This is a genomic window from Pseudonocardia oceanicola, assembly GCF_047200735.1.
In the GTDB taxonomy this organism is placed as follows: domain Bacteria; phylum Actinomycetota; class Actinomycetes; order Mycobacteriales; family Pseudonocardiaceae; genus Pseudonocardia.
This window is the reverse complement of the sequence record NZ_JBJZON010000006.1, coordinates 21,736-47,339: the sequence shown is the minus strand read 5'-3', so window position 1 is coordinate 47,339 and position 25,604 is coordinate 21,736. Positions and strand designations below refer to the sequence as shown.

Genomic DNA, 25,604 nt, shown 5'->3' with positions numbered 1-25,604 from the left:
ACCGCCGCCTAGGGTCTCCCGCGTGGCGCACCCCCTGGACTGGCTGCACGCTGGCGCCGAGCGCCGCAGGGCGGAAGGCCTGCGGCGCTCGCTGCGTCCGAGAACCCCGCACCCGGACGCGATCGACCTGGCGGGCAACGACTATCTGGGCCTGTCCCGGGACAAGCGGGTGGTCGACGGCGCCGCCGAGGCCCTGCGCACCTGGGGCGCCGGATCCACCGGGTCCCGGCTGGTGACGGGTTCCACCACGCTGCACGCCGAGCTGGAGGAGGAGCTCGCCGCGTTCTGCGGCGCAGCCGCCGCGCTCGTCTTCTCCTCGGGGTACACCGCGAACCTGGGCGTGGTCACCGCGCTGTCCGGCCGCGGCGCGCTGGTCGTGTCCGACGCGCACAGCCACGCCTCCCTCGTCGACGCCTGCCGCCTCTCCCGCGCCCGCGTCGTCGTCACGCCCCGCGCCGAGGTCGCCGCGGTCGACAGCGCGCTCGCCGCCCGCACCGAGGAACGGGCGCTCGTCGTCACCGACGGGGTGGACAGCATCGACGGCGGGATCGCGCCGCTGCGGGAGCTGCACGCGGTCTGCCGGGCGCGCGGTGCGGTGCTCGTCGTCGACGAGGCGCACGCCCTGGGCGTGTGCGGGCCCGGCGGTCGGGGCGTGCTGGTGGAAGCGGGCCTCGCCGGCGCCGACGACGTCGTGACGACCGTGACCCTGTCCAAGTCGCTGGGCGGGCAGGGCGGCGCCGTGCTGGGCCCGCGCGCGGTGATCGACCACCTCGTCGACACCGCCCGGACCTTCATCTTCGACACCGGGCTGGCCCCCGCGTCGGTGGGTGGCGCGCTCGCCGCCCTCCGGGTCCTGCGGGATGAGCCGGACCGGCCGGCCGCGGTGCTCCGGACCGCCGCGGAACTGGCCGGGATCGCGCGGGCGGCGCTCGCGTCGTCGCAGATCGACGTGGCGGAGGCGGGCCCGCACGCGCTCGCGCGGTCGGCGGTCGTCCCGGTGGTCCTCGGGTCACCGGTGGTGGCGTTCGAGGCGGCCGGACGGTGCCTGGAACGCGGGGTCCGGGTGGGCTGCTTCCGGCCGCCCTCCGTCCCGGAGGGCACCAGCCGGCTGCGGCTCACCGCGCGCGCCGACCTCACCGCGACCGACCTGGACCGGGTGCGGACGGTGCTGCACGAGGTCCTCGCCGGGATCCGCCCGTGACCGGCCGGGTGCTCGTGGTGAGCGGCACCGGGACGGACGTGGGCAAGACCGTGGTGACGGCCGCGGTCGCCGCCCTGGCGACGGCGGCCGGGGAGCGGGTGGCGGTGCTCAAGCCCGCCCAGACCGGGGTCGGCCCGGGCGAGCCCGGCGACCTGGCCGCGGTCGCCGCACTGGTGCCCGGCGTGACGACGGCGGAGCTCGCGCGCTACCCCGAGCCGCTCGCCCCGGAGACCGCCGCCCGGCGCGCCGGGCTCCCGCCCGTACCCCCCGCGGCGGCCGCCGACGCGGCCTGCGGCCTCGCCGCGGACCACGACCTGGTCCTCGTGGAGGGCGCCGGTGGGCTGCTCGTGCGGTTCACCCCCGACGGCACCCTCGCCGACGTCGCGGTCAGGCTCGGCGCCCCCGTCCTCGTCGTCGCCGCGGCCGGGCTCGGCACCCTCAACCACACCACCCTGACGACGGAGGCCCTGGCGCACCGCGGCATCACGTGCGCCGGAGTCGTCGTCGGGGCGTGGCCGGCGGAGCCGGACCTGGCGGCGCGCTGCAACCTCGCCGACCTGCCCGCCGTCACCGGCGTGCCGCTGCTCGGGGCGCTTCCGGAGCGGACCGGGACCCTCGCTCCGGCGGAATTCGCCCGGGTCGCGCGTCACACTCTGGCTCCCGCACTGGGCGGCGTTTGGCATAGTTCGCGCTCGTGACCACAGCGACGTCGATCATCCTCGGCCGTGCCCGCGAGCAGGTCCTCGAGCGAGGCGAGGGGCTCGCGGAGGAGCAGGTCCTGGAGGTCCTGCAGCTGCCCGACGCCGAGCTCGATGCGCTGCTCGAGCTGGCCCACGAGGTGCGGATGCGCTGGTGCGGGCCGGAGGTCGAGGTCGAGGGGATCATCTCGCTCAAGACCGGCGGGTGTCCCGAGGACTGCCACTTCTGCTCGCAGTCGGGGCTGTTCGAGTCGCCGGTGCGCTCGGCCTGGCTCGACGTGCCCATGCTGGTCGAGGCGGCCAAGCAGACCGCGAAGACGGGGGCCACGGAGTTCTGCATCGTCGCGGCCGTGCGCGGGCCCGACGCGCGGCTGATGGCGCAGGTCGCGGCGGGTGTCGCGGCGATCAAGGATGCGGTGGACATCAACGTCGCGTGCTCGCTGGGCATGCTCACGCCGGAGCAGGTCACCGCGCTCGCCGAGATGGGCGTGCACCGCTACAACCACAACCTCGAGACCGCGCGCTCGCACTTCCCGAACGTCGTCACCACGCACACGTGGGAGGAGCGCTGGGAGACCCTGCGCCTGGTCCGCGAGGCCGGCATGGAGGTCTGCTGCGGCGGGATCGTCGGGATGGGGGAGACCCTGGAGCAGCGCGCGGAGTTCGCCGCGCAGCTCGCCTCGCTGACCCCGGACGAGGTGCCGCTGAACTTCCTCAACCCGCGCCCGGGCACGCCGTTCGGCGACCTCGAGCCGATGTCGGGGCCCGACGCGCTGCGCACGGTCGCGGCGTTCCGGCTCGCGATGCCGCGCACCGTGCTGCGGTTCGCGGGCGGCCGTGAGCTGACCCTCGGCGACCTCGGCGCGCGCCAGGGCCTGCTCGGTGGGATCAACGCCGTGATCGTCGGCAACTACCTGACGACGCTCGGGCGGCCGGCCGAGTCGGACATCGACCTGCTCGGCGAGCTGGAGATGCCGATCAAGGCCCTCAACGAGACCCTGTGACGACCACGGTGGAGCCGGGGCCCGCGTCGGTGCCGGAGCCCGGGTCGGGGCCGGTGCGGGAGCCGGTGCCCTTCTGCGATCGCTGCGGAGCGCCCGCGGGCGGGGGTGACCACGCCCGCTGCGCCCGCGAGCGGGAGCTGGAGCCGCCCCGGTTCTGCCCGGAGTGCGCCCGGCGCATGGTCGTCCAGGTCGACCCCTTCGGCTGGACCGCCCGCTGCTCCCGGCACGGCGAACACTCCTCGTGAGTGGCGATAGCCGCTATGGCGGCTATCGCCACTCACAAGGTCGGTGGCAGTTCCAGAGCGGGGAACCAGGACCGGCCGAAGGTGCAGTGCCGCCCGCTGCCGGGGCGACAGGACCTGCAGGGCCACGAGGAACCCGAGCTCGATCGTCTCCCGCGTGACCGCGAGCGCGTCGGGCTCCTCCTCGGTGCTCGCCGGTTCGAGCAGGGTGTCCGGGTAGGGCGTCAACCAGGCCACCTCGGCCGCCGACGCCGGGCGGCGGGCCCGGGCGCGGGCGGCGTCGACACAGACCGTGGTCGCGATCCGGTACAGCCAGGCCCGCAGGTGCGTGCCGTCGAACCCTCCCGCCCCCGCCAGGCCCGCAGGTAGGTCTCCTGGACGGCGTCCTCGGCGTCGGACACCGACGCGAGCATGCGGTAGCAGTGCACGTGCAGCTCGCGCCGGTGCCGGGCGAAGCCCTCCTCGAGCCCCGTCATCGCTTCGGGGTCCGGACCTCCTGGACCGCCCACGAGTTGCCGTCCGGGTCGGCGAAGTGGACGAAGGTGCCGTAGTCCTCGTGCTCTGGGTGCACCCCGGCCCGCTGCGCGCCGTCGACGAAGTGCTGCGGCCCGCTGTTCTCGATGCCGGCGGCCTCCAGCTCGGCGTGCGCCTTCTCGATGTCCGTGACGACGAGGTGGCAGCCCTGCAGCGAGCCCGGCTCCGCCCCGCCCCCGAGGCCGGTGCCGAACACGATCGAGCACGCCGAACCGGGCGGGGTGACCTGCACGGCGCGGAAGTGCTCGTTCGGGTGGAAGTCGGAGTCGACGGTGAAGCCGAGCCTGCCGGCGTAGAACTCGTACGCGCGCTCCACGTCGGAGACGGGGACGACGACGACCTCGAGCCTGCAGTCCATGGTGGGTTCCTTCCCCTGCGGTGTGCTGTCACTGCCTGGAACGACCGCCGCGCCGGAAACTCATCGGTGGACCGATGAGATGCTGTCGACCATGGACTGGGGCAACCTGCTCAGGCAAGCGGCCGACGTGGGCTTCAGGCTCCTCGCACAGGCGGACGACGCGCCCGTTCGCCCCGCGCCGGAGGGCCACGGCGGGGTCCGCACCGCGCCGACGGGCGACCGGGCCCGGCGCATCGCCTACGCCCCCGAGCTCGACGGGGCCGCGGACCCGGGCGAGATCGTGTGGACCTGGGTGCCGTTCGAGGAGGACGCGAGCCAGGGCAAGGACCGGCCGCTGCTCGTCGTCGGGCGGCAGGGCGCGGAGCTGCTCGGGCTGATGCTGTCCAGTCAGCACAAGCGCGAGGGCGACCCGGACTGGGTCGCGATCGGGTCCGGCGAGTGGGACCGCGAGAGCCGCGAGTCCTTCATCCGACTCGACCGGGTGCTCGAGGTCGGTGAGCACGACATCCGCCGGGAGGGCGCGGTGCTCGACCGGCGGCGCTTCGACCGGGTGGCGGACGAGCTGCGGGAGCGCTTCGGCTGGGAGTGACGCGCCGGATCAGTGGGGCCCGAACGGCTCCGCGTAGGTGCTCATGGGCGTGGGCACCGCGCGGAGCCGCTGCAGCAGCCCGCGCTCCCGGGCGATGAGGAGCCGCACCATGCGCAGCCGCTCGACGGGGCAGGTCTGCTCCAGCAGCGCCTGCCGGTCCTCGAGCGGAAGCAGGCAGTCCGCGGCGAGCACGTGCGCCAGCTCCGCCGGGCCGACCTCGCGCGCCGGTTCGGACCAGTCGTCGTTCTTCCAGGCGGTGGCGCAGTAGGCGCGGTGGGCGGTGCGGGCGGCGGTGGCGAGCATCCGGGTCAGGTCGTCCGCCTCCGAGGCCTCCTTGTCGTCCGGGACGAACTCGACGGCGCCGCACAGGTAGGGCCTGGCCGCGTCGTCGAGCTCGTGCAGCCGGAACCGGCGGGCCCCCGTCGTCACGATGTCGTAACGCCCGTCCGGGAGCCGGCGGACGTCGAGCAGCCGGGCGGTGCACCCCACCGGGTGCAGGGCGTCGAGGCCCTGGACGTCGGGGTCGTGCCCCTCCCGCACGGCGACCACCCCGAACTCCTTGTCCGGCACCGCCCCCGTCACCAGGTCGACGGTGAGCTGGCGGTAGCGCGGCTCGAAGATGTGCAGCGGCAGCGACGCCCCGGGCATGAGCACGGTTCCCAGGGGGAAGAGGGGGATCGTCGCGACCACGCCGTCACGGTACGGGCCGCACCGCGCCGTCGCCCGCCGAATCGTGGCCGACCGGCGGGCGCAACACGGCCGAGGCGTCCGTGACCCGCAGGGCCCGCTCGGTGAACCGGAACACCGCGGCCGGACGCCCGCCGGCCGGTCCGGGCGGGGCGGTCTCGCCGGTGGCCGCCAGGACGTGTCGCCGGGTCAGCACCCGCTGCAGGTTGGTCGCCGACACCGGGTGGCCCAGCGCGGCGACGTAGAGCTCGCGCAGCGCGGAGATCGTGAACTCGCGGGGCGCCAGCGCGAAACCGAGGTTGGTGTAGGAGAGCTTGGCGCGCAGCCGGTCCCGCGCGTCCCGGACGATCTCGGCGTGGTCGAACGCCGTCTCCGGCAGGTCGGCCACGGGGAACCAGGCGGTGTCCGCGGGCACCGCCGGGTCGACGTCGGACGGGACGAGGCCGAGGAACGCCGTGGCCACCAGCCGGACGCCCGGCACCCGCTCCGGTGCGCTGAACACGCCGAGCTGCTCGACGTGGGTGACCTCCCGGACGTCGACCTTCTCGGTGAGCTGGCGGCGTACCGACTCCTCGACGTCCTCGGTGTCGCCGAGCGCCCCGCCCGGCAGCGCCCACCGGCCGCGGTCGGGGTCCTTGCCGCGCTGCCAGAGCAGCACCTGGAGGTCGTCCTCGCGGACCTGCAGCACGGCCGCGAGCACCTCGTGGCCCGTGGGACGGGCGGGCATGCGCCGATCGTAGGGGGACGCCGGGGAGCCGGTGCGGGACACGACGCGGAGCCGGGCGAACCGTCCGTTCCGGGACGGGCAGGTTACGGCCAGGTGAGTTCCGGGTCACGCAGACGGTGTCCTCGGGGCGGACACGATGCTACGATCGTCGTGTTTTCGACCAACAGGCGAAAACATCCGAGGAGGACGAGCGATGACCGTGACGGCTGACGTGCAGGCGGGGACCGGTGTCCCGTACCCCGGCTGGGCCGACGAGGTGCGCGAGCTGGCGCGCCGGCGCAACGCGGTGCTGCTGGCGCACAACTACCAGCTGCCGGCGATCCAGGACGTGGCCGACCACGTGGGCGACTCCCTGGCGCTCTCCCGGATCGCCGCCGAGGCCGACGCCGGGACGATCGTGTTCTGCGGCGTGCACTTCATGGCCGAGACCGCGAAGATCCTCGCGCCGGACAAGACCGTGCTGATCCCCGACGCGCGGGCCGGTTGCTCGCTCGCCGACTCGATCACCGTCGACGAGCTGAAGGCCTGGAAGGCCGAGCACCCCGGCGCCGTCGTGGTCAGCTACGTGAACACCACCGCCGCGGTGAAGGCCGAGACCGACATCTGCTGCACCTCGTCGAACGCGGTCGAGGTCGTCGCCTCGATCCCCGAGGACCGCGAGGTGCTGTTCCTGCCCGACCAGTTCCTCGGCGCGCACGTCCGGCGCACCCTGGACCGACGGAACATGCACGTGTGGGCGGGGGAGTGCCACGTCCACGCCGGCATCAACGGCGCCGAGCTGACCGCCCAGGCCGAGGCCCACCCCGACGCCGAGCTCTTCGTCCACCCGGAGTGCGGCTGCGCCACGTCGGCGCTCTACCTCGCCGGGTCGGGCACCGTGCCCGCGGACCGGGTCAAGATCCTCTCGACCGGCGGGATGGTCGACGCCGCCCGCGCGTCGCAGGCGAAGTCGGTGCTGGTGGCGACCGAGGTGGGCATGCTGCACCAGCTCCGCCGGGCCGCCCCGGAGATCGACTTCCGTGCCGTGAACGACCGCGCGAGCTGCACCTACATGAAGATGATCACGCCCATGGCGCTGCTGCGCAGCGTCCGCGAGGGCACCGACGAGGTGCACGTCGACCCCGAGCTCGCCGCGCGCGGGCGGGCCGCCGTCGAGCGGATGATCGCGATCGGCCGGCCGGGGGGTGGCGAGTGACCTGGGAGGCGGGCGCGGACCTGGTGGTGGTCGGCAGCGGCGTCGCGGGGCTGACGGCCGCGCTGGACGCCGCCGCGGCCGGGCTGCGCGTGGTCGTGGTGACCAAGGACGCGACCGACGCCGGCAGCACGCGCTGGGCGCAGGGTGGCGTGGCCGTCGTGCTCGGTGACGTCCCGGGCGACACGGTCGAGGCGCACGCCGCGGACACGCTCGCCGCGGGCGGCGGGCTGAACGACGCCGAGGCGGTCGCCGCGATCGTCGCCGGCGGTCCCGCGGCGGTCCGGCGGCTCCGCGAGCGGGGCGCGATGTTCGACGCCGTGTCCTCCCCGGCCGGCGTGCGGCTCGACCGGACCCGGGAGGGCGGGCACTCCGCCTTCCGCGTGGTGCACGCGGGCGGCGACGCGACCGGTGCCGAGATCGAGCGGGCCCTGGTCGACGCCGCCCGGTCGCTGACGATCCTCACCGGGCACGTGGCCGTCGACGCGCTCAAGGACGCCTCGGGCCGGGTGGCCGGGCTCGCGCTGCTCGACGACGCCGGCCGCCGCGGCCGCCTGCGCGCCCCGGCGGTCCTGCTGGCCACGGGCGGGTACGGGCAGCTCTACGCGAGCACCACCAACCCCGACACGTCGACCGGTGACGGTGTGGCGCTGGCCCTGCGCGCCGGTGCGGCCGCGGCGGACCTGGAGTTCGTGCAGTTCCACCCGACGGTGCTCTACACCGGCCCCGCGGTCGGCCGCCGGCCGCTGGTCACCGAGGCGGTCCGCGGCGAGGGCGCGGTGCTGCGCGACCGCGCGGGCACCCGGTTCATGCTGGGCCGCCACCCGCTGGCCGACCTCGCCCCGCGGGACGTCGTGGCCGCCGCCATCACCCGGCGGATGGCCGAGACCGGTTCCGACTGCATGTACCTCGACGCCACGGAGCTCGAGGGCTTCGCCGCCCGCTTCCCCACGGTGTACGCGTCGTGTCGCGAGGCCGGCATCGACCCGACCCGCGAGCCGATCCCGGTCACCCCGGCCGCGCACTACGCCTGCGGCGGCGTGGTCGCCGACGTCGACGGCCGCACCGCGGTCCCCGGCCTCTACGCCGCGGGCGAGGTGGCCCGCACCGGGTTGCACGGGGCGAACCGGCTGGCGTCGAACTCCCTGCTCGAGGGGCTCGTCGTGGGGGAGCGGGTGGTCCGGGCCGTGGTCGAGGACCTGGCCCACCCCCGGACGGCCACGGCCGAGCTGATCGCCCCCGCCCCGGGCGTCGGCGTGGCCGAGCGCGGCGTGGTGCAGCGTGCGATGAGCGCCTTCGCCGCCATCGGGCGGGACGCACCGGGCCTGGCCATCGCGTCGGACGTCGTCGAGCAGGCCACGCTGCCGGCCGTCCCGCTCGACCGCGCCGGGGTGGAGGACGCGGCGCTGACCCTGCTCGCGCAGGCGGTGCTCGCGGCCGCCGGCACCCGCCGGGAGAGCCGCGGCTGCCACGTCCGCACGGACTTCCCCGAGCGCGACGACGTGTGGCAGAAGGAGTCCCTGCACGTCACCCTCGACGACGCCGGTCGCCCGGTCGTCGGCACGGACGCCCTGGCGGGTGCGGCATGAGCACTGCGCACACAGCGGTCGCCGCGGGCGTCGGCGGGGCCACCGAGATCGGCGTGCCGGACCCCGAGGACCTGGCCCGCGTCGTGCGCACCGCGCTCGACGAGGACCTGCGCTACGGGCCCGACGCCACCACGGCCGCCACCGTGCCGGCCGACGCCGTGGCCGTCGGGAAGTTCACGCCGCGCCGGGCGGGGGTGCTGTCCGGCGTCCCGGTCGCCAAGGCCGTGCTGGACCTGGTCGTGCCGGAGTGGCAGCTGCTCGCCGAGCTGCCGGACGGGTCCCGGTTGACGCCGGGCGAGCCCGCGCTCGTCGTCCGGGCTCCGGTCCGCGCGCTGCTCACCGCCGAGCGCACGGCCCTCAACCTGCTCTGCCACCTGTCCGGCGTGGCGACGGCGACCGCGCAGTGGGTCGACGCCGTCGCGGGGACCCGGGCGCGGATCCGGGACACCCGCAAGACGCTCCCGGGGCTGCGGCTGCTGGAGAAGTACGCCGTGCGCTGCGGTGGCGGTGTCAACCACCGGCTGGGGCTCGGCGACGCGATCCTGATCAAGGACAACCACGTCGCGGCGGCGGGCTCGGTGTCCGCGGCGCTGCGGGCCGCGCGGGAACGGGCCCCGGAGCTGCCCTGCGAGGTCGAGGTGGACTCGCTCGCGCAGCTCGACGAGGTCCTGGAGCTGGGGGCGGAGCTGGTCCTGCTGGACAACTTCGACCCGGAGCGGACCGCGGAGGCGGTGCGCCGCCGGGGTTCCCGCCCGACCCTGCTGGAGTCCAGCGGCGGCCTGGTCCTGGCGAACGCCCGCGAGTACGCCGAGACCGGGGTCGACTTCATCTCCGTCGGCGCCCTGACCCACTCGGTGACCGCGCTGGACCTGGGTCTGGACCTGTGATCCCGTGAGCGGCAACTGCCCCTGGCGGGTCAGTTGCCGCTCAGCCCGAGGCCGAGCCTCGACACAGGTCAGTAGGGGGCGAGCTCGAGGACGGGGCGGCCGGACTCCGCGGCGTCCCGCGCGAAGGCGGCGAGGTCGGAGAGGATCTCGCCGAGCGCGTCGGGCTCGTCGTGCGCGATGGCCTCCGACCAGGCGGCCATCACCGGCGGTGCCGTGCGCGGGGTCATCTCCGCCAGGGCCTCGATCGCGGCCGCGGGCACCCGGGTGACGATCATGCCGGCGTCGACCTCGACGGCGAGCAGGCCGGCCGGACCGCCACGGTCCGCAGGCCGCGTGTCGGTCAGGGCGGCGTAGAGCGCAGCCAGCTCGCCGCGGTGCAGCGGGACGGACAGGTGCGGCCAGTCGTCGAAGGAGTGTTCGCCGGACGCCACCGAGGCCACCGCGTCGGCCTCCTCCTCGCCCGCCAGGAACCAGTCGCTCACCGCGCGGAATCTAGTGTGGTGCCGGCGGGGGGGTTCCGGGCCCTCTCGGGCCCGGGGACCCGCCCGCCGCTACCTCAGCAGCTCGGCTGTCACGGGGGCGGGGAAGCGGACACTGAACCGGACCTCGCCGAGCAGGGTCTCGAGGGCGTGGGCGGCGACGTCGACCTGCGCGCGGGCCTCGACCCCGACGTCGGCGAGCAGCTCCAGCGCGATCGTCCCGTCCTTGCGCTGGACCCAGCCGCCGACGATCGCGCCGTCGACCCAGATCGCGGGGCCGCCGTTGCCGTTGCGGTCGAACAGGCGGGGGACGAGCGCCGGGTCCAGGTAGTGGTCGCGCCGCTTCCAGCCCATGGTGGTGGGGTCGAGGCCCGGCAGGAGGGCCACGGACGGCTGCGGCTCCACGGGATCGAGGTCGTCGGGCAGCACGTAGCCGGCGTCGGTCTCCACCGCACCCACGTCGGTGAGCGCGGCCTTCGTGGTCGCGACCGTCCAGCCCGCCCACCACGTGAGGTCGTCGCGGGTCGCCGGGCCGAAGGCGCGCAGGTAGGCACGGGCGAGCCCGGCCGCGGCCTCGCGCTTGGGCAGCGGCTCGCCGAGCCCGCCGGGCACCCAGGTGTCGGCGGCGGCCCAGCGGTACTGGCCGTTGATCCAGGTGCCGGTGGGCCGGGCCCGGAGCAGCTGGCCGTCGAACCCCATGACCAGCAGCACCCGCGAATGCAACGACTGGGTGGTCGCCCCGATCGGGACGGGCGTGGCGAGTTCCGGCAACCGCAGCCCGATCTCGCGGGCGGGCAGCGGGCCCTCGGCCAGGAGCAGCGCCCGGATCCGGGCCCGGGCGTCGGCCAGCGTGGCGTCGGGGTCGGTGTACCCGCCGGCGGTCAGCTGCGTGTGCAGGTTGCGGCGCTGCACGGCGGCCACGTCGACGGTCGCGGCGTGGTGGGCGAGCCGGGCGTGGTGCGGGCCGAAGACCCACAGCGTGCGCCGCATCGCGTGGTGTCGCAGCAGGCTGCGGTCCGTGTAGAGCGCGCGCTCCACGGCGGCGAGGTCCGGGTGCGCCATCCGCGCCGCGGCCGACAGGTACACCGTCACGGGGTCGGTGGAGTGCAGCCCGACCAGGTCGTCGACGATCCGCGGGACGTCGTCGGTGCGGGTCGCGGGGGTCAGCCGGTGCCGGGCGACGAGCCGCGCCCGCCGCTGCGCCACGGAGATCGAAGAGAGCGCCACACCCCGATTCTGCTGTGAGTGGCGATGGTCGCCAGCGCAGTGATTGCCACTCACAGGGGAAGGGTGGGCGGGACGTACCCTGGACCCATGGTCCGCCCACTCCTGCGCCGCCTCGACCTGCGCCCCGAACCGCTGCCGCGACCCGCCGTGCTGCGGGGGATGCTGCCGCGCGCGGAGATCGACGTCGACGCGGCGCTCGAGGCGGTCCGGCCGATCGTCGAGTCGGTGCGCGAGCGGGGCGTCGAGGCCGCGCTGGAGGCCACCGAGCGGTTCGACAGGGTCCGTCCGGCCTCGGTCCGGGTTCCCGTCGCGGAGCTGGAGAAGGCCCTGGCGAACCTCGACCCCGCCGTGCGGCAGGCGCTGGAGACCTCGATCGAGCGCGCCCGGACGGTGCACGAGGAGCAGCGCCGGTCCGACGTCGTCACCCGGGTCGTCCCGGGCGGGACCGTCACCGAGCGGTTCGTCCCGGTCCGCCGGGTCGGGCTGTACGCGCCGGGCGGGCTGGCGGTCTACCCGTCGTCGGTGATCATGAACGTGGTCCCGGCGCAGGCCGCGGGCGTGGAGTCGCTGGTGGTGGCCTCGCCCCCGCAGGCGGAGAACGGCGGGCTCCCGCATCCGACGATCCTGGCCGCGGCCGCGCTGCTCGGCGTCGAGGAGGTGTGGGCGGTCGGCGGGGCCCAGTGCGTCGCGCTGCTGGCCCACGGCGGCACCGACACGGACGGCGCGGACCTCGAACCGGTGGACATGGTCACCGGCCCGGGCAACATCTACCTGACCGCCGCGAAGCGGATGCTCCGCGGGCTGGTCGGGATCGACGCCGAGGCCGGCACCACCGAGATCGCGATCCTGGCGGACGGCGGGGCGGACCCCGTGCACGTCGCCGCGGACCTGATCTCGCAGGCCGAGCACGACCCGAACGCCGCGTCGGTGCTGGTCACGACCTCGGACTCGCTGGCCGACGCGGTCGACGCCGAGCTGGAGCGCCAGGTCGCGGCCACCACGCACACCGAGCGGATCCGTACCGCGCTGTCCGGCCCGCAGTCCGGCACGATCCTGGTGCGGGACGTCGCCGACGGCGTCGCCGTCGTCGACGCCTACGCCGCCGAGCACCTCGAGATCCAGACCGCGGACGCCCGTTCCGTGGGCGCACGGGTGCGCAACGCGGGTGCGATCTTCATCGGTCCCTACGCCCCGGTCTCGCTCGGCGACTACTGCGCCGGCTCGAACCACGTGCTGCCCACCGGCGGCTGCGCACGGCACTCCGGCGGCCTGTCCACCAGCACGTTCCTCCGGGGCGTGCACGTGGTCGAGTACACCGAGGAGGCGCTGCGCGAGGTGGCGGACCGGGTCGTCACGCTCGCCACCGCGGAGGACCTGCCCGCGCACGGGCAGGCCGTCACCGCCCGTTTCGGGTCCGCGGGGTCCGGCCGGTGAGCGAGCGCGTGAGCGGAGGATCGGCGCGACCCGGGAGCGAGGTCCGGCTTGAGGACCTGCCGCTGCGGGAGTCGTTGCGCGGCAAGTCCCCTTACGGCGCCCCGCAGCTCGACGTGCCGGTGCGGCTCAACACGAACGAGAACCCGTACCCGCCGCCCCCCGAGCTGGTCGCGGACGTCACGGCCGCCTGCGAGGAGGCCGCGCGGAACCTGCACCGGTACCCGGACCGGGACGCGATCGCGCTGCGCGAGGACCTCGCGGCGTACCTGACCCGGCAGACCGGGGTGCGGCTCGGCGTCGAGAACCTCTGGGCGGCCAACGGGTCCAACGAGATCCTCCAGCAGGTGCTGCAGGCCTTCGGCGGGCCCGGGCGGACCGCGCTCGGGTTCGTGCCCAGCTACTCGATGCACCCGATCATCAGCTCGGGCACCCAGACCGAGTGGGTCGAGATCCCGCGCACCGCGGACTTCTCGGTCGACGTCGACGCCGCGCAGCTCCTGCTCAAGGAGAAGGCGCCGGACGTCACGTTCCTGACCAGCCCGAACAACCCCACCGGGCAGTCGCTGGACCCTGCGGACCTCGCGCTGCTGATCGACGCGGCACCGGGGATCGTGGTGGTCGACGAGGCGTACGCCGAGTTCTCGGCACACCCCAGCGCGACGACGCTGCTGGCCACCCACGGGCACAAGCTGATCGTCTCGCGGACCATGAGCAAGGCCTTCGCCTTCGCCGGCGGTCGGCTGGGCTACCTGGCCGCCGTGCCCGCCGTCGTCGACGCCCTGCAGCTCGTCCGGCTGCCCTACCACCTGTCGGTGCTGACCCAGGCGGCCGCGCGGGCGGCGCTGCGGCACGCGGACGCCACGCTCGGCTCGGTCGCGCTGCTGGCCGCCGAGCGGGACCGGATCGTGCCGGAGCTGGCCGCCCTGGGCTTCGACTGCGTCCCCAGCGACGCCAACTTCGTGCTGTTCGGCCGGTTCACCGACGCCCCGCGGGCGTGGCGGGCGTTCCTCGACCGCGGCGTGCTGATCCGGGACGTCGGGATCCCGGAGCGGCTGCGGGTCACGATCGGCACCCCGGAGGAGAACGACGCGTTCCTGGCGGCTGCCGCGGACGTGGTGGAGGAGATCGCATGAGCGCGAGCGGGACATCGGCAGGGCGCCGCATCGGGCGCGTCGAGCGCGTCACCAAGGAGTCGAAGGTCCTCGTCGAGATCGACCTGGACGGGACCGGACGGACGAACGTCTCCACCGGCGTCCCGTTCTTCGACCACATGCTCGACGCGATGGGCAAGCACGGCGCCTTCGACCTCACCGTGCAGGCCGAGGGCGACGTGCACCTCGACGCGCACCACACGGTCGAGGACACCGCGATCGTGCTCGGTCAGGCGCTGCGGCAGGCGCTGGGGGACAAGAAGGGGATCCGTCGCTTCGGCGACGCCTGGATCCCGATGGACGAGGCCCTCGCGCAGGCCGTCGTCGACGTCTCCGGCCGCCCCTACACGGTGCACTCCGGCGAGCCCGAGGTCATGCAGGGCTTCGTCGTCGGCGGGCACTACCCGACGGTGCTGAACCGGCACGTCTTCGAGTCGCTGGCCTTCCACGGCCACCTCGCGCTGCACGTGCGCGTGCTCGACGGCCGGGACCCGCACCACATCACCGAGGCCGAGTTCAAGGCGATCGCGCGCGCCCTGCGCGCCGCCACCGAGCCCGACGAGCGGATCACCGGCATCGCCTCGACCAAGGGCACCCTCTAGGAACCGGTGACCCGAGCCGCCAGGATGGGGGCGATGGACGCCCGGCACCTCCGTTCCTTCCTGGCCGTGGTCGACCACGGTGGGTACCACCGGGCGGCCGAGGCCCTGGCCGTCGGGCAACCCACCCTCACCCAGGCCGTCGCGGCGCTCGAGCGGGAGCTGCACACCACCCTGTTCCACCACGTCGGGGCGGACGTCGTGCTCACCGAGGCCGGCCGCGCGCTCGTCGGGCCGGCCCGGGAGGTCGGGCACGGGCTGGAGCTGGCCCGGGCCTCGGTCGAGGCCGTCGAGGGGCTGCGGGCCGGGCGGGTCGAGATCGTGGCGACCCCCTCCCAGGCCGTCTCGCCGCTGGCCGGGACCGTCGCGCGGTTCTGCGCCGCCTACCCCGGGGTGCGGGTGGTGGTGCGGGCCGCGTTCACCGCGGACGAGGTGGTCGACGCCGTCAGGTCCGGCGCCACCGAGCTCGGCCTGCTCGCCAGCGCGCGTCCCCTGCTCGCGACGGGGCTGGATCTGCATCCCGTCGTCCGGCAGCGGCTCGTGCTGGTCACGCCGCCCGGGTCGACCCTCGCCGGGCCGGTGCGGCCCGAGCAGCTCGACGGGTGCCGGCTCGTCGCCGGGCCGCCCGGCACGGCCATGCGGTCGGCGGCCGACGGTCTGGCGCGGCACGGTGCGACGGTCGCGGCGGAGTGCGGGCACCGGGAGGCGATCCTGCCGCTGGTGCTGGCCGGGGTCGGAGTGACGGTGCTGCCGGACTCGTGGCGGGAGCTGGCGGAGCGGGCCGGGGCCCGTGTCGTCGAGCTGGAGCCGCCGACGCACCTGGACATCGCGTACGTCAGCCGGACCGGCGCGGTCACCGCGGCCGCCCGCGCCTTCCTCGGGCAGGCGACCCCCGGGTCACCGCGGCCCGCGCCGATCGACGCCTGCTGACCGGGCCGGGCACCGCCGCGGCGGTCCGTACACTGGACGCGTGTCGCGGATCGTCGTGCTGGACTACGGATCGGGGAACCTGCGATCGGCCGAGCGCGCGCTGCGCCGCGTCGGGGCGGACGTCACCGTCACCTCGGACTTCGACGTCGCCTGCGAGGCCGACGGGCTGGTCGTGCCCGGCGTCGGGGCCTTCGCGCACTGCATGGAGGGCCTCCACGCGGTGCGGGGTCCGCAGCTGATCGGCCGCCGGCTGGCCGGCGGGCGCCCGGTGCTGGGCATCTGCGTCGGCATGCAGGTGATGTTCGACCGCGGCGTGGAGTTCGGCGTCGAGGCCGACGGGTGCGGGCAGTGGCCGGGCACCGTGGAGCGGCTGAAGGCGGACGTGCTGCCGCACATGGGCTGGAACACGGTGCGCGCCCCCGCGGGGTCGACGCTGTTCAACGGCCTCGACGCGGACACCCGCTTCTACTTCGTGCACTCCTTCGCCGTCCGCCGGTGGGAGCTGGAGGAGTCGCACGCCATCCGGCCCCCGCTCGTCACCTGGGCGCACCACGGCGAGGACTTCGTCGCCGCCGTCGAGAACGGGCCGCTCGCCGCCACCCAGTTCCACCCGGAGAAGTCCGCCGACGCGGGTGCGCAGGTGCTCGCGAACTGGCTGCGGGACGTCGTCGGCTGACCCCGGTCGGACAGGCGATCCGTGCCGCCCGGGCTGCCCTGCCTCCGGGGGCGGCGGGCCGCGGGTCCGCCGGTGGGTAGGCTCGATGGGTGAGTTTCACCCTTCTTCCCGCTGTGGACGTCGCCGACGGGCAGGCCGTGCGCCTGGTCCAGGGCGAGGCCGGCACCGAGACCTCCTACGGCGCCCCGCGCGAGGCCGCGCTCAAGTGGCAGGAGGACGGCGCCGAGTGGATCCATCTCGTCGACCTCGACGCCGCGTTCGGCACGGGCTCCAACGCGGAACTGCTCGCCGCCGTCGTCGGGGAGCTGGACGTCAAGGTGGAGCTGTCCGGTGGCATCCGGGACGACGAGTCCCTCGCCCGCGCCCTGTCCACCGGCTGCGCCCGGGTCAACCTCGGCACCGCCGCGCTGGAGAACCCCGAGTGGTGTGCGAAGGTCTGCGCCGAGCACGGCGAGAAGATCGCCGTCGGGCTGGACGTCAAGATCAAGGATGGGCAGCACCGGCTCGCCGCCCGCGGCTGGACGCAGGACGGCGGCGACCTGTGGGAGACCCTGGCGCGCATGGACCGCGACGGGGTGTCCCGGTACATCGTCACGGACGTCTCGAAGGACGGGACGCTGCAGGGGCCGAACATCGAGCTGTTGAAGCAGGTCGCCGCGAAGACCCCGGCCCCCGTGATCGCCTCCGGCGGCATCTCCGAGATCGAGGACCTGGTCGCGCTGGCCGAGACCGGGGCGGTCGAGGGCTCGATCGTCGGCAAGGCCCTGTACGCCGGGCGGTTCACCCTGCCCGAGGCGCTCGCGGCGGTCCGCTAGTGGGCGTCGCGGTCCGCGTCATCCCCTGCCTGGACGTCGACGCCGGGCGGGTGGTCAAGGGCGTGAACTTCAAGGAGCTGCGCGACGCCGGCGACCCGGTCGAGATGGCCGCGGTCTACGACGCCGAGGGGGCCGACGAGCTCACGTTCCTCGACGTCACGGCGTCGTCGGCGGAGCGGGCGACGATGGTCGACGTCGTCCGGCGCACCGCCGAGCAGGTCTTCATCCCGCTGACCGTCGGCGGCGGCATCCGCACGCCGGACGACGTCGACCGCATGCTGCGCGCGGGCGCGGACAAGGTGAGCGTCAACACCGCCGCCATCGCGCGGCCGGAGCTGCTGGGCGAGATGGCACGGCGCTTCGGCTCGCAGTGCATCGTGCTGTCCGTGGACGCGCGCCGGGTTGCCCGAGACGGATCGGCCGGGCCGCCCACGCCGTCGACCTTCGAGGTCACCACGCACGGCGGCCGCACGGGCACCGGGATCGACGCCGTCGAGTGGGCCGCCCGCGGCCAGGAGCTCGGCGTCGGGGAGATCCTGCTCAACTCGATGGACGCCGACGGCACGCGCGCCGGCTTCGACCTCGAGCTGATCGAGAAGGTGCGCCGGGTGGTCGACGTGCCGGTGATCGCCTCGGGCGGGGCGGGCGCGCTGGAGCACTTCCCGCCGGCGATCCGGGCGGGCGCCGACGCGGTGCTCGCGGCGAGCGTCTTCCACTTCGGGCAGCTGCGGATCGGCGAGGTCAAGGACGTGCTGCGCGCCGACCACGTGGAGATCCGGTGAGCGAGCTCGCGAGCGAGCCCTCGGCCCGGCGGGTGCGCGAGTCCGCCCTCGACCCGGCGGTCGCCGAGCGCCTCACGCGCAACGCGGACGGGTTGGTGTGCGCGGTCGTCCAGCAGCGGGGCACCCACGAGGTGCTGATGGTCGCGTGGATGGACGACGAGGCGCTGCACCGTACCCTCACCACGCGCCGCGGCACGTACTGGTCGCGATCGCGGCAGGAGTACTGGGTGAAGGGCGAGACCTCCGGGCACGTCCAGCACGTCCACGAGGTCCGGCTGGACTGCGACGGGGACACCCTCCTCGTCGTCGTCGACCAGGAGGGCGCGGCCTGCCACACCGGCGACCACACCTGCTTCGACGCCGACCGCCTGCTCTGACCGCTCGCCCGACCTGCACGAACGGCACTCTCGTGCGGTAGGTCCGCACAAGAGTGCCGTTCGTGCGGTTACGGGCCGGACATGACCCAGCGGATGCCCCGCGTGACGCCCTGGCCGGCGAGCCGGACGACCGTCGCCTCGGCGACGGGGAGGTAGGGCAGCCGCAGCGGGCCGCGCGCCCACCGCGGCAGCAACCCGACGGCCGCGGCCGCGAGCAGCGCGTACGGCGCCCTGGCGGGCAGCGCGAGCGGCGGCTCGAGCAGCAGGAACCGGGCCGCGGACCGCGCTTCGGGGGTGCCACGCAGCTCCGGGCGGTAGTCCCGGATGCGCGCGGCGAGAGCGGCCTCGCTCTCCGGCGGGTCGACGACGCCGAGCTCCCGCGCGACACGGGCGGTGTCGGCGACGTAGCCGTCCCGGCCCTCCTGGTCCAGCGGCTGCGCGCCGTAGCGCTGGTGCGCCCGCAGGAAGCTGTCGATCTCGGCGACGTGCACCCACTCCAGCAGGTGCGGGTCGCCCGCGGAGTAGGGCCTGCCGTCCGGCGCCACGCCCCGGACCCGTGAGTGCGCCGCCTTGATCCGGTCGATCGTGGCGCGGACCTCGGCGTCGGGGCCGAACGTCGTCGCCGCGAGGAAATAGCTGGTGCGCGCCAGCCGGCCCCACGGGTCGCCGCGATAGCCGGAGTGCCCCGCGACGCCGGCCATCGCCAGCGGGTGCAGCGACTGCAGCAGCAGTGCCCGCAGCCCGCCGACGAACATCGACGCGTCCCCGTGCACCCGCCGGACCGGGCGGTCCTCGGCGAACCAGCGCGGGCCGGGTGCCGAGTGGATCCGCTCCCGGCGGTGCGGCCCCTCGTCGCCGGCGACCTTCTGGAAGACGTCCGCGCCGAGCCGCGCCCGCAGGCCCGCGACCCGGTCCGCGAGGGCGCCGGACACGTCCCCGAGCCCCGGAACCTGCAGATCCACCACGAGATCCATCATGCGGCCCCGCGGCGCACCCGGCCACCCGATCGAGGGATCAGGGCCGACGCAGCCCGCCCCGGGGCCTCCGTCGGACGGTCCGATCATGCCCACCCGGCGCACCGGCGGGACCGGTGGATCTACGGCAGCGGGCCGGTGAGGTACCGCTGCACCGTCGGCCCGATCGTCGCGACGACGGCCGCGTGGTCGGCCGAGGCCAGCGGCTCGAGCGCCACCACGTAGCGGATCATGCCCAGCCCGATGACCTGCGAGGCCACCAGCGCCGCCCGTTCCTCGACCCGGTCCGGCGCCACCCGCCCGACGAGCGGGCCGATGACGAGCCGGAGGAGGAACTCCCGCATCATCCGTGTCGCCGCGGGGTGCCCGGCGACGCTGCGGATGAGCGTGACCAGCGTGCCGCCCGACGCCCCGTCCCACACCCGCAGGAACATCGCGACGATCCGCTCGCCCAGCCGTTCGGGATCGCCCGGCACGACCGTCGCGACGAGCGCCGCCGGGTCGACCGGCACGTCGAGCGACGCCGTGAACAGCTGGGCCTTGCCGCCGAACCAGTGGTTGACCATGGCCGCGTCCACGCCCGCCCGCTCGGCGATCCGCCGCACGGTGGCGCCGTCGTAGCCGCGCTCGGCGAACTCCACCCGGGCCGCCGCGAGCAGGGCGGCCCGGGTGTCCTCGCCCGAGGTACGGCGGCCGCGGCGGCGCGGTTCGCGGGTGTTCACGGGTCCATCTTCACCCGCCCCGTCGTCGTCCATCCCGGCCGGCACGGGAGAATGACCCCGTGACCGCAGCCACCACGCGTCCCACCGCACCTCCCGCCGCGCTGGGAGCGGTCAGCCCCACCCGCGAGGAATTCCGCGCGCTGGCCGAGAACCACCGGGTGATCCCGGTGACCCGCCGGCTGCTGGCGGACGACGAGTCGCCGGTCGGGGTGTACCGCAAGCTCGCCGCACCGGACGGCCGCGCCCGCCCGGGCACCTTTCTGTTCGAGTCCGCGGAGAACGGGCGGTCCTGGTCGCGCTGGTCCTTCGTCGGTGCCCGCTCCGCCGCCGCGCTGACCACGGTCGACGGACGGATCCGCTGGACCGGCGAGGTGCCCGAGCACCTGCCCACCGAGGGTGACGTGCTGGAGGCCGTCCGCGGCGTGGTCGAGGAGTTGCACAGCGAGCCGCTGCCGGGCATGCCCCCGCTGACCGGGGGCCTCGTCGGGTACATGGGCTACGACATCGTCCGGCGGATCGAGCGGATCGGCAGCGAGACGAACCCCCCCGTCGACGACCTGCGCATCCCCGAGCTGGTCATGCTCTTGGCGACGGACCTCGCCGCCGTCGACCACCACGAGGGCACGATCACGCTGATCGCCAACGCGATCAACTGGGACGACTCGGACGAGCGGGTCGACGAGGCCTACGAGGACGCGGTGGCCCGGCTGGACCGGATGACCGCGGAGCTCGCCGCGCCGGCCCGCTCGACCGTCGCGGTGTTCAGCGCCGTGTCCCCGGACTTCGAGCGCAAGCGCACCCAGGCCGAGCACTTCGCCGCCGTCGAGGTGGCGAAGGAGCAGATCCGCGCGGGGGAGTGCTTCCAGATCGTCGTCTCGCAGCGGTTCGAGATGGACTGCGGGGCCGACCCGCTCGACGTCTACCGGGTGCTGCGCACCACGAACCCGAGTCCGTACATGTACCTGCTGACCATCGAGGACCAGTCGGGCGGCAGCCCGTTCACGATCGTCGGCTCCAGCCCGGAGGCGCTGGTCACGGTGGCGGACCGGCAGGCCACCACGCACCCGATCGCCGGGACGCGCTGGCGCGGCGCGACCGACGAGGAGGACGAGCTCCTCGAGAAGGACCTCCGCCACGACGAGAAGGAGCGCTCGGAGCACGTCATGCTCGTCGACCTGGGTCGCAACGACCTGGGTCGGGTCTGCGAGCCGGGCACGGTGAAGGTGCGCAACTTCTTCTCCGTCGAGCGCTACAGCCACGTCATGCACCTGGTCTCGACGGTCACCGGGACCCTGCGGGAGGACAAGAACGCGGTCGACGCCGTGCTCTCCTGCTTCCCCGCCGGCACCCTGTCCGGCGCGCCGAAGGTCCGCGCCATGCAGGTGATCGACGAGCTGGAGCCCACCCGCCGGGGGCTGTACGGCGGGATCGTCGGCTATCTCGACTTCGCCGGCAACGCCGACACCGCCATCGCCATCCGAACCGCGCTGATCCGCGACGGGCGGGCATACGTGCAGGCCGGCGGCGGGATCGTCGCCGACTCGGACCCGCAGGCCGAGGACACCGAATGCCTCAACAAGGCCCGGGCCGTGCTGTCCGCGGTCGCGACCGCGGCCACACTGGGCCGACCGGGCGGGCATGCCTGACACCCCCGCCCCCGCCCGCCGCGGCCGGCTGTTCCTCCTGACGGCCGCGCTGCTGCTGCTCGGCGCGCTCGGCCTGTGGGGCACGACCCGGCTGGACTGGGCGTCCATCCAGGTCGAGGTGGCCGGGCACGGGGCGACCGGGGCGGTGCCGGTCGCGGCGACGGGTGCGCAGATCGCGCCGGCGCTGCTCGGGCTGGCCGCCCTCGCGGTCGCGGCCGTGGCCGCGGCGATCGCCGTGTCGGGGATCGTGCGACGCGTCCTCGGTGGGATCGTGGTGCTCGTCGGGGCGTACGGGGTCTACGCGGCCCTGGCGGGGTGGCTGCGGCCGCCGGGCCCGTCGGAACTGCCCGTGCTGGTGGGCAGTGCGGCGGCGGGGGCCACGACGGCGCCGGGTGCCACGGTGACGACCACCGCCGCGCCGCTGCTGGGCGTGCTGGGCGGGTTGCTGGTCGTCGCCGGGGGTGTGGTGCTGCTGGTCGCGGACCGGCGGCTGCCCCGGATGGGTGCGCGGTACGACGCCCCGGGCGCGCCCCGCCGCCCGGCCGACCCCGAGCGGGCGGCCTGGGACGAGCTCGACTCCGGTGTCGACCCGACCACGGAGGGTGCGTTCGCGCGGGAGCCCGGCCCGGACGGCGGCCCCCGGCCGGGCCCCCGGGAGGGCACGGAATAGCATGCTGGCAACGCCTTGGTAGGCCCGAACCCGGAAGGGGAGTGCGCCCCGTGGGCGAGCACGGTGAGGTGAGTGCGGGAGTCCGGTCCAGCGTCCTGGACTCCATCGTGGAGGGGGTCCGGGAGGACCTCGCGGCCCGGGAGGCCGCGGTGGACTTCGCGGAGATCAAGCGGCGGGCCGTGGCGGCGGCGCCGCCGAAGGACGTCATGGCCGCGCTGAACGAGCCCGGGGTCGGGGTGATCGCCGAGGTCAAGCGGCGCAGCCCGTCGAAGGGCGCGCTGGCGACGATCCCGGACCCGGCGGTCCTGGCCAAGTCGTACGCCGAGAACGGCGCACGCGTGATCAGCGTGCTCACCGAGCAGCGCCGGTTCGGGGGCAGCCTCGACGACCTGGCCGCCGTGCGCGCCGCCGTCGACGTCTGCGTGCTGCGCAAGGACTTCGTCGTCACGCCGTACCAGGTGCACGAGGCGCGGGCCTACGGTGCGGACCTGGTGCTGCTGATCGTGGCGGCGCTGGAGCAGCCGGTCCTCGTCTCGCTGCTCGACCGCGTGGAGTCCCTTGGCATGACCGCGCTGGTCGAGGTGCACACCGAGGAGGAGGCGGACCGCGCGCTCGAGGCCGGGGCGAAGGTCATCGGCGTCAACGCCCGGAACCTCAAGACCCTCGAGGTCGACCTGGGCATCTTCGGGCGGCTGGCTCCCGGCCTGCCCAACGACGTGCTGCGCGTGGCGGAGTCGGGCGTGCGCGGTCCGGGCGACCTGCTCACCTACGCGGGCTGGGGTGCCGACGCCGTGCTCGTCGGCGAGGGCCTCGTGACCAGCGGCGACCCGGGCGCGGCCGTGCGGGCCCTGGTGGCTGCGGGCTTCCACCCGTCGTGCAGCAGAATGGTGCGGTGAGTTCCTCCACCAGCGTCCGGGCGAGCAGCCAGGTCACGGCCAGTCAGGGCATCGAGACCCCGTCGGGCCACGAACCCGACGAGCGCGGCCACTTCGGCCGCTACGGCGGCCGATGGGTGCCGGAGGCGCTGGTCGCCGCGCTCGACGAGCTGGAGACGGCCTACGAGAAGGCCCGGCACGACCCCGAGTTCCTCGCCGAGCTGGACCGGCTGCACCGTGACTACACCGGCCGGCCCTCGCCGTTGACGGACGTGCCGAAGCTCTCGCGGCACGCCGGCGGCGCGCGGATCCTGCTCAAGCGCGAGGACCTGAACCACACCGGGTCGCACAAGATCAACAATGTGCTCGGCCAGGCGCTGCTCACGAAGCGGATGGGCAAGTCGCGGGTCATCGCCGAGACCGGCGCGGGCCAGCACGGCGTGGCCACCGCCACCGCGTGCGCGCTGCTCGACCTCGAGTGCGTGGTCTACATGGGCGAGGTCGACACCCACCGGCAGGCGCTCAACGTGGCCCGGATGCGGCTGCTCGGCGCCACCGTGATCCCGGTGAAGACCGGCTCGCGCACCCTGAAGGACGCGATCAACGAGGCGCTGCGGGACTGGGTCACCCACGTCGACAGCACCCACTACCTGCTCGGCACGGTCGCCGGCCCGCACCCGTTCCCGCAGATGGTGCGCGACTTCCACCGGGTGATCGGGCTCGAGGCGCGAGAGCAGGTGCGCGAGCGCACCGGCCGGCTGCCCACGGCCGTCGCCGCGTGCGTGGGCGGCGGGTCCAACGCGATCGGGATCTTCCACGCCTTCCTCGACGACCCGGGCGTCCGGCTGGTCGGTTTCGAGCCCGGTGGCGACGGCGTCGAGACCGGCCGGCACGGGGCCACCCTGTCCGAGGGGTCACCCGGCGCGCTGCACGGCGCCTTCTCGTACCTGTTGCAGGACGAGGACGGGCAGACCGCCGAGTCGTACTCGATCTCGGCGGGCCTGGACTACCCGGGCGTCGGGCCCGAGCACGCGCTGCTCAAGGACCTCGGGCGCGCCGAGTACCGGTCGGTCACGGACGCCGAGGCGATGGAGGCGTTCGCGTTGCTCTGCCGGACCGAGGGCATCATCCCGGCCATCGAGTCGGCACACGCCGTCGCCGGCGCGCTGCGGCTGGGCACGGAGCTGGGTCCCGACGCGGTGATCCTGGTGAACCTCTCCGGGCGCGGGGACAAGGACGTCGACACCGCCGCGAAGTGGTTCGGCATGATCGGGCGGGACGAGAGCGCCGAGGCGGCCGACGGCACCGCCATCGCCGAGGGGGAGCTTGCGACCCCGACCGTCGGTGCCGAGGGCGCCGCGCAGCAGCGGTCCGGGTCGTTCGCCGACCCGGGCAGCGAGACCGAGGGGATCCAGGCGTGAGCGAGCTCGCGAGCGAGACATCCGCACCGGGTGTCGCCGATGTCTTCGCCCGGTGCCGGGCCGAGGGGCGTGGCGCGCTGGTCGGCTACCTGCCCGCGGGCTACCCGACCGTCGACGGCGGCGTGGAGTTGCTCACCGCGATGAGCCAGGGCGGCTGCGACCTGCTCGAGGTCGGCGTGCCGTACTCGGACCCGGTGATGGACGGGCCGACGATCCAGGCGGCCGCGGACACCGCGCTGCGCAACGGGTTCCGGCTCCGGGACGTCTTCAGCACCGTCGAGCGGGTCACGGCTGCCGGCGGCCACTGCGTGGTGATGACGTACTTCAACCCCGTGCTGCGCTACGGCGTCGACCGCTTCGCCGCGGACCTCGCCGCCGCGGGCGGGCTCGGGGTGATCACGCCGGACCTGATCCCGGACGAGGCCGACGAGTGGTTCGCCGCTTCCGAGAAGCACGGGCTGTCCCGGATCTTCCTGGTGTCGCCGTCGTCGACGGACGAGCGGATCGCCTCGACCACCGCCGCCTCCAGCGGCTTCGTCTACGCGACCTCGATCATGGGCGTGACGGGCGCGCGGGACTCGGTGAACTCCGCCGCCGGCGAGATCGTCGCCCGGACCCGGCCGCACACGTCCCTGCCGATCGGCGTCGGGCTCGGGGTGCGCAACGGCGACCAGGCCGCCGAGATCGCGGGCTTCGCCGACGGCGTCATCGTCGGCTCCGCGTTCGTCAGTGCCGCCGAGCAGGGCGGGCCCGAGGCGGTGCGCACGCTCGCCCGGGAGCTCGCCGCCGGGGTCGCGCGGGCGGGCCTGCCCCAACCCGTCTGAACCCGGTGGCACCATGATCGCCGGCTCGGACCGTGCGCGGCCGGATGTGGCCCTGACGGGTCCAGACTGGTGATCACTGGTCGGCCGGGCGTCCGGGGCGCTGGCGCGGCTGTTCCGGCCGTGATCGTCGATCGGGACCGGCCGGGGCCGGGTGTGGCCGTGCCGGCTCCGGGCTGGTGATCTTGGTCGGCCGGGCGTCCGGGGCGCTGGTGTGGCTGTTTCCCGGCCGTGATCGCTGATCGGGACCGGACGCGGCCGGGTGTGGCCGTGACAGGTCCGCAATGGTGATCACCG

General features: G+C 74.9%; 29 protein-coding genes. 21 read left to right on the top strand and 8 right to left on the bottom strand.

The features are described from left to right. Nucleotides 1-22 precede the first annotated feature (22 nt). From ACL02T_RS11290 to bsaP, 4 genes are read left to right on the top strand one after another with little or no spacing between them, the layout of a single operon-like run. Nucleotides 23-1,201 carry an 8-amino-7-oxononanoate synthase gene (locus ACL02T_RS11290; protein WP_412830603.1) on the top strand — a complete coding sequence of 393 codons (1,179 nt, stop codon included), beginning with the start codon at nucleotides 23-25 and terminating at the stop codon, nucleotides 1,199-1,201. Next, nucleotides 1,198-1,899, top strand: coding sequence for a dethiobiotin synthase (bioD, locus tag ACL02T_RS11285; RefSeq protein ID WP_412830602.1), 702 nt, complete (start codon nucleotides 1,198-1,200; stop codon nucleotides 1,897-1,899). The genes ACL02T_RS11290 and bioD overlap by 4 nt, the downstream gene beginning before the upstream one ends. Then, nucleotides 1,896-2,903 (top strand): biotin synthase BioB, encoded by a 1,008-nt coding sequence (gene bioB / locus ACL02T_RS11280; protein WP_412830601.1) that lies wholly within the window; start codon nucleotides 1,896-1,898, stop codon nucleotides 2,901-2,903. Before bioD ends, bioB begins: the two co-directional genes overlap by 4 nt. A 53-nt stretch (nucleotides 2,904-2,956) precedes the next feature. Beyond that, the gene (gene bsaP, locus ACL02T_RS11275) at nucleotides 2,957-3,148 is read left to right on the top strand and encodes a biotin synthase auxiliary protein BsaP (protein ID WP_412830808.1); all 192 of its coding nucleotides are present in this window, start codon (nucleotides 2,957-2,959) and stop codon (nucleotides 3,146-3,148) included. A gap of 221 nt (nucleotides 3,149-3,369) precedes the next feature. On the opposite strand, the gene ACL02T_RS11270 is transcribed toward bsaP, so the two are convergent. Beyond that, nucleotides 3,370-3,558, bottom strand: a complete 189-nt coding sequence (locus ACL02T_RS11270) for a hypothetical protein (protein ID WP_412830807.1) — start codon at nucleotides 3,556-3,558, stop codon at nucleotides 3,370-3,372. Nucleotides 3,559-3,617: 59 nt separating this feature from the next. Further along, the gene (locus ACL02T_RS11265) at nucleotides 3,618-4,037 is read right to left on the bottom strand and encodes a VOC family protein (RefSeq protein WP_412830600.1); all 420 of its coding nucleotides are present in this window, start codon (nucleotides 4,035-4,037) and stop codon (nucleotides 3,618-3,620) included. 91 nt (nucleotides 4,038-4,128) lie between these two features. Between ACL02T_RS11265 and ACL02T_RS11260 the strand changes: the two genes are divergently transcribed. After that, complete coding sequence (locus ACL02T_RS11260; RefSeq protein WP_412830599.1) at nucleotides 4,129-4,626, top strand: type II toxin-antitoxin system PemK/MazF family toxin; 498 nt, start codon at nucleotides 4,129-4,131, stop codon at nucleotides 4,624-4,626. A gap of 9 nt (nucleotides 4,627-4,635) precedes the next feature. Here ACL02T_RS11260 and ACL02T_RS11255 read toward each other — a convergent pair whose 3' ends face one another. Next, complete coding sequence (locus ACL02T_RS11255; RefSeq protein ID WP_412830598.1) at nucleotides 4,636-5,316, bottom strand: LON peptidase substrate-binding domain-containing protein; 681 nt, start codon at nucleotides 5,314-5,316, stop codon at nucleotides 4,636-4,638. A gap of 4 nt (nucleotides 5,317-5,320) precedes the next feature. Then, entirely contained in the window at nucleotides 5,321-6,040 is a 720-nt protein-coding gene (locus tag ACL02T_RS11250; protein ID WP_412830597.1) for an NUDIX hydrolase, read from the bottom strand. Nucleotides 6,041-6,233: 193 nt separating this feature from the next. Here ACL02T_RS11250 and nadA point away from each other — a divergent pair, with 193 nt between their 5' ends. The 3 genes from nadA to nadC are packed head-to-tail and all read left to right on the top strand — an operon-like array spanning nucleotide 6,234 to nucleotide 9,708. After that, nucleotides 6,234-7,235 carry a quinolinate synthase NadA gene (gene nadA, locus ACL02T_RS11245; protein ID WP_412830596.1) on the top strand — a complete coding sequence of 334 codons (1,002 nt, stop codon included), beginning with the start codon at nucleotides 6,234-6,236 and terminating at the stop codon, nucleotides 7,233-7,235. Further along, nucleotides 7,232-8,821 (top strand): L-aspartate oxidase, encoded by a 1,590-nt coding sequence (locus ACL02T_RS11240; protein WP_412830595.1) that lies wholly within the window; start codon nucleotides 7,232-7,234, stop codon nucleotides 8,819-8,821. The genes nadA and ACL02T_RS11240 overlap by 4 nt, the downstream gene beginning before the upstream one ends. After that, complete coding sequence (gene nadC / locus ACL02T_RS11235) at nucleotides 8,818-9,708, top strand: carboxylating nicotinate-nucleotide diphosphorylase (RefSeq protein ID WP_412830594.1); 891 nt, start codon at nucleotides 8,818-8,820, stop codon at nucleotides 9,706-9,708. The genes ACL02T_RS11240 and nadC overlap by 4 nt, the downstream gene beginning before the upstream one ends. Nucleotides 9,709-9,776: 68 nt before the next feature. Here the strand turns inward: nadC and ACL02T_RS11230 are convergent, their stop codons facing one another. Both ACL02T_RS11230 and ACL02T_RS11225 read right to left on the bottom strand, forming a co-directional pair. Next, nucleotides 9,777-10,190 (bottom strand): hypothetical protein, encoded by a 414-nt coding sequence (locus tag ACL02T_RS11230; RefSeq protein ID WP_412830593.1) that lies wholly within the window; start codon nucleotides 10,188-10,190, stop codon nucleotides 9,777-9,779. Nucleotides 10,191-10,259: 69 nt separating this feature from the next. Beyond that, entirely contained in the window at nucleotides 10,260-11,414 is a 1,155-nt protein-coding gene (locus ACL02T_RS11225) for a winged helix DNA-binding domain-containing protein (RefSeq protein ID WP_412830592.1), read from the bottom strand. An 87-nt stretch (nucleotides 11,415-11,501) separates the two neighbouring features. On the opposite strand from ACL02T_RS11225, the gene hisD reads away from it, so the two are divergent. The 8 genes from hisD (at nucleotide 11,502) to hisI (ending at nucleotide 18,178) form a co-directional block, all read left to right on the top strand. Next, the gene (gene hisD / locus ACL02T_RS11220; protein ID WP_412830591.1) at nucleotides 11,502-12,848 is read left to right on the top strand and encodes a histidinol dehydrogenase; all 1,347 of its coding nucleotides are present in this window, start codon (nucleotides 11,502-11,504) and stop codon (nucleotides 12,846-12,848) included. Beyond that, nucleotides 12,845-13,981 carry a histidinol-phosphate transaminase gene (locus ACL02T_RS11215; RefSeq protein WP_412830590.1) on the top strand — a complete coding sequence of 379 codons (1,137 nt, stop codon included), beginning with the start codon at nucleotides 12,845-12,847 and terminating at the stop codon, nucleotides 13,979-13,981. Before hisD ends, ACL02T_RS11215 begins: the two co-directional genes overlap by 4 nt. Continuing rightward, nucleotides 13,978-14,601 (top strand): imidazoleglycerol-phosphate dehydratase HisB, encoded by a 624-nt coding sequence (gene hisB, locus ACL02T_RS11210; protein ID WP_412830589.1) that lies wholly within the window; start codon nucleotides 13,978-13,980, stop codon nucleotides 14,599-14,601. Before ACL02T_RS11215 ends, hisB begins: the two co-directional genes overlap by 4 nt. A gap of 33 nt (nucleotides 14,602-14,634) precedes the next feature. Continuing rightward, entirely contained in the window at nucleotides 14,635-15,528 is an 894-nt protein-coding gene (locus ACL02T_RS11205; RefSeq protein WP_412830588.1) for a LysR family transcriptional regulator, read from the top strand. A gap of 40 nt (nucleotides 15,529-15,568) precedes the next feature. Then, nucleotides 15,569-16,204, top strand: coding sequence for an imidazole glycerol phosphate synthase subunit HisH (gene hisH, locus ACL02T_RS11200; RefSeq protein WP_412830587.1), 636 nt, complete (start codon nucleotides 15,569-15,571; stop codon nucleotides 16,202-16,204). Nucleotides 16,205-16,293: 89 nt separating this feature from the next. After that, nucleotides 16,294-17,019 carry a bifunctional 1-(5-phosphoribosyl)-5-((5-phosphoribosylamino)methylideneamino)imidazole-4-carboxamide isomerase/phosphoribosylanthranilate isomerase PriA gene (gene priA / locus ACL02T_RS11195; RefSeq protein ID WP_412830586.1) on the top strand — a complete coding sequence of 242 codons (726 nt, stop codon included), beginning with the start codon at nucleotides 16,294-16,296 and terminating at the stop codon, nucleotides 17,017-17,019. Beyond that, complete coding sequence (gene hisF / locus ACL02T_RS11190; RefSeq protein WP_412830585.1) at nucleotides 17,019-17,801, top strand: imidazole glycerol phosphate synthase subunit HisF; 783 nt, start codon at nucleotides 17,019-17,021, stop codon at nucleotides 17,799-17,801. The genes priA and hisF overlap by 1 nt, the downstream gene beginning before the upstream one ends. A 32-nt stretch (nucleotides 17,802-17,833) precedes the next feature. Next, nucleotides 17,834-18,178 carry a phosphoribosyl-AMP cyclohydrolase gene (gene hisI, locus ACL02T_RS11185; RefSeq protein ID WP_412830806.1) on the top strand — a complete coding sequence of 115 codons (345 nt, stop codon included), beginning with the start codon at nucleotides 17,834-17,836 and terminating at the stop codon, nucleotides 18,176-18,178. 68 nt (nucleotides 18,179-18,246) lie between these two features. Here the strand turns inward: hisI and ACL02T_RS11180 are convergent, their stop codons facing one another. Beyond that, nucleotides 18,247-19,143: an oxygenase MpaB family protein gene (locus tag ACL02T_RS11180; RefSeq protein ID WP_412830584.1), complete on the bottom strand. Its 897-nt coding sequence runs from the start codon at nucleotides 19,141-19,143 to the stop codon at nucleotides 18,247-18,249. Nucleotides 19,144-19,274: 131 nt separating this feature from the next. Then, nucleotides 19,275-19,907 (bottom strand): TetR/AcrR family transcriptional regulator, encoded by a 633-nt coding sequence (locus tag ACL02T_RS11175; protein ID WP_412830583.1) that lies wholly within the window; start codon nucleotides 19,905-19,907, stop codon nucleotides 19,275-19,277. Nucleotides 19,908-19,933: 26 nt separating this feature from the next. On the opposite strand from ACL02T_RS11175, the gene ACL02T_RS11170 reads away from it, so the two are divergent. The 5 genes from ACL02T_RS11170 (at nucleotide 19,934) to trpA (ending at nucleotide 25,310) form a co-directional block, all read left to right on the top strand. Then, the gene (locus ACL02T_RS11170) at nucleotides 19,934-21,520 is read left to right on the top strand and encodes an anthranilate synthase component I (protein ID WP_412830582.1); all 1,587 of its coding nucleotides are present in this window, start codon (nucleotides 19,934-19,936) and stop codon (nucleotides 21,518-21,520) included. Next, nucleotides 21,513-22,190 carry a Trp biosynthesis-associated membrane protein gene (locus ACL02T_RS11165; protein ID WP_412830581.1) on the top strand — a complete coding sequence of 226 codons (678 nt, stop codon included), beginning with the start codon at nucleotides 21,513-21,515 and terminating at the stop codon, nucleotides 22,188-22,190. Before ACL02T_RS11170 ends, ACL02T_RS11165 begins: the two co-directional genes overlap by 8 nt. 68 nt (nucleotides 22,191-22,258) lie before the next feature. Then, nucleotides 22,259-23,086 (top strand): indole-3-glycerol phosphate synthase TrpC, encoded by an 828-nt coding sequence (gene trpC / locus ACL02T_RS11160; protein ID WP_412830805.1) that lies wholly within the window; start codon nucleotides 22,259-22,261, stop codon nucleotides 23,084-23,086. Nucleotides 23,087-23,136: 50 nt separating this feature from the next. Next, nucleotides 23,137-24,486 carry a tryptophan synthase subunit beta gene (gene trpB / locus ACL02T_RS11155; protein WP_412830804.1) on the top strand — a complete coding sequence of 450 codons (1,350 nt, stop codon included), beginning with the start codon at nucleotides 23,137-23,139 and terminating at the stop codon, nucleotides 24,484-24,486. Next, nucleotides 24,483-25,310 carry a tryptophan synthase subunit alpha gene (trpA, locus tag ACL02T_RS11150; protein WP_412830580.1) on the top strand — a complete coding sequence of 276 codons (828 nt, stop codon included), beginning with the start codon at nucleotides 24,483-24,485 and terminating at the stop codon, nucleotides 25,308-25,310. Before trpB ends, trpA begins: the two co-directional genes overlap by 4 nt. Nucleotides 25,311-25,604: the final 294 nt, after the last annotated feature.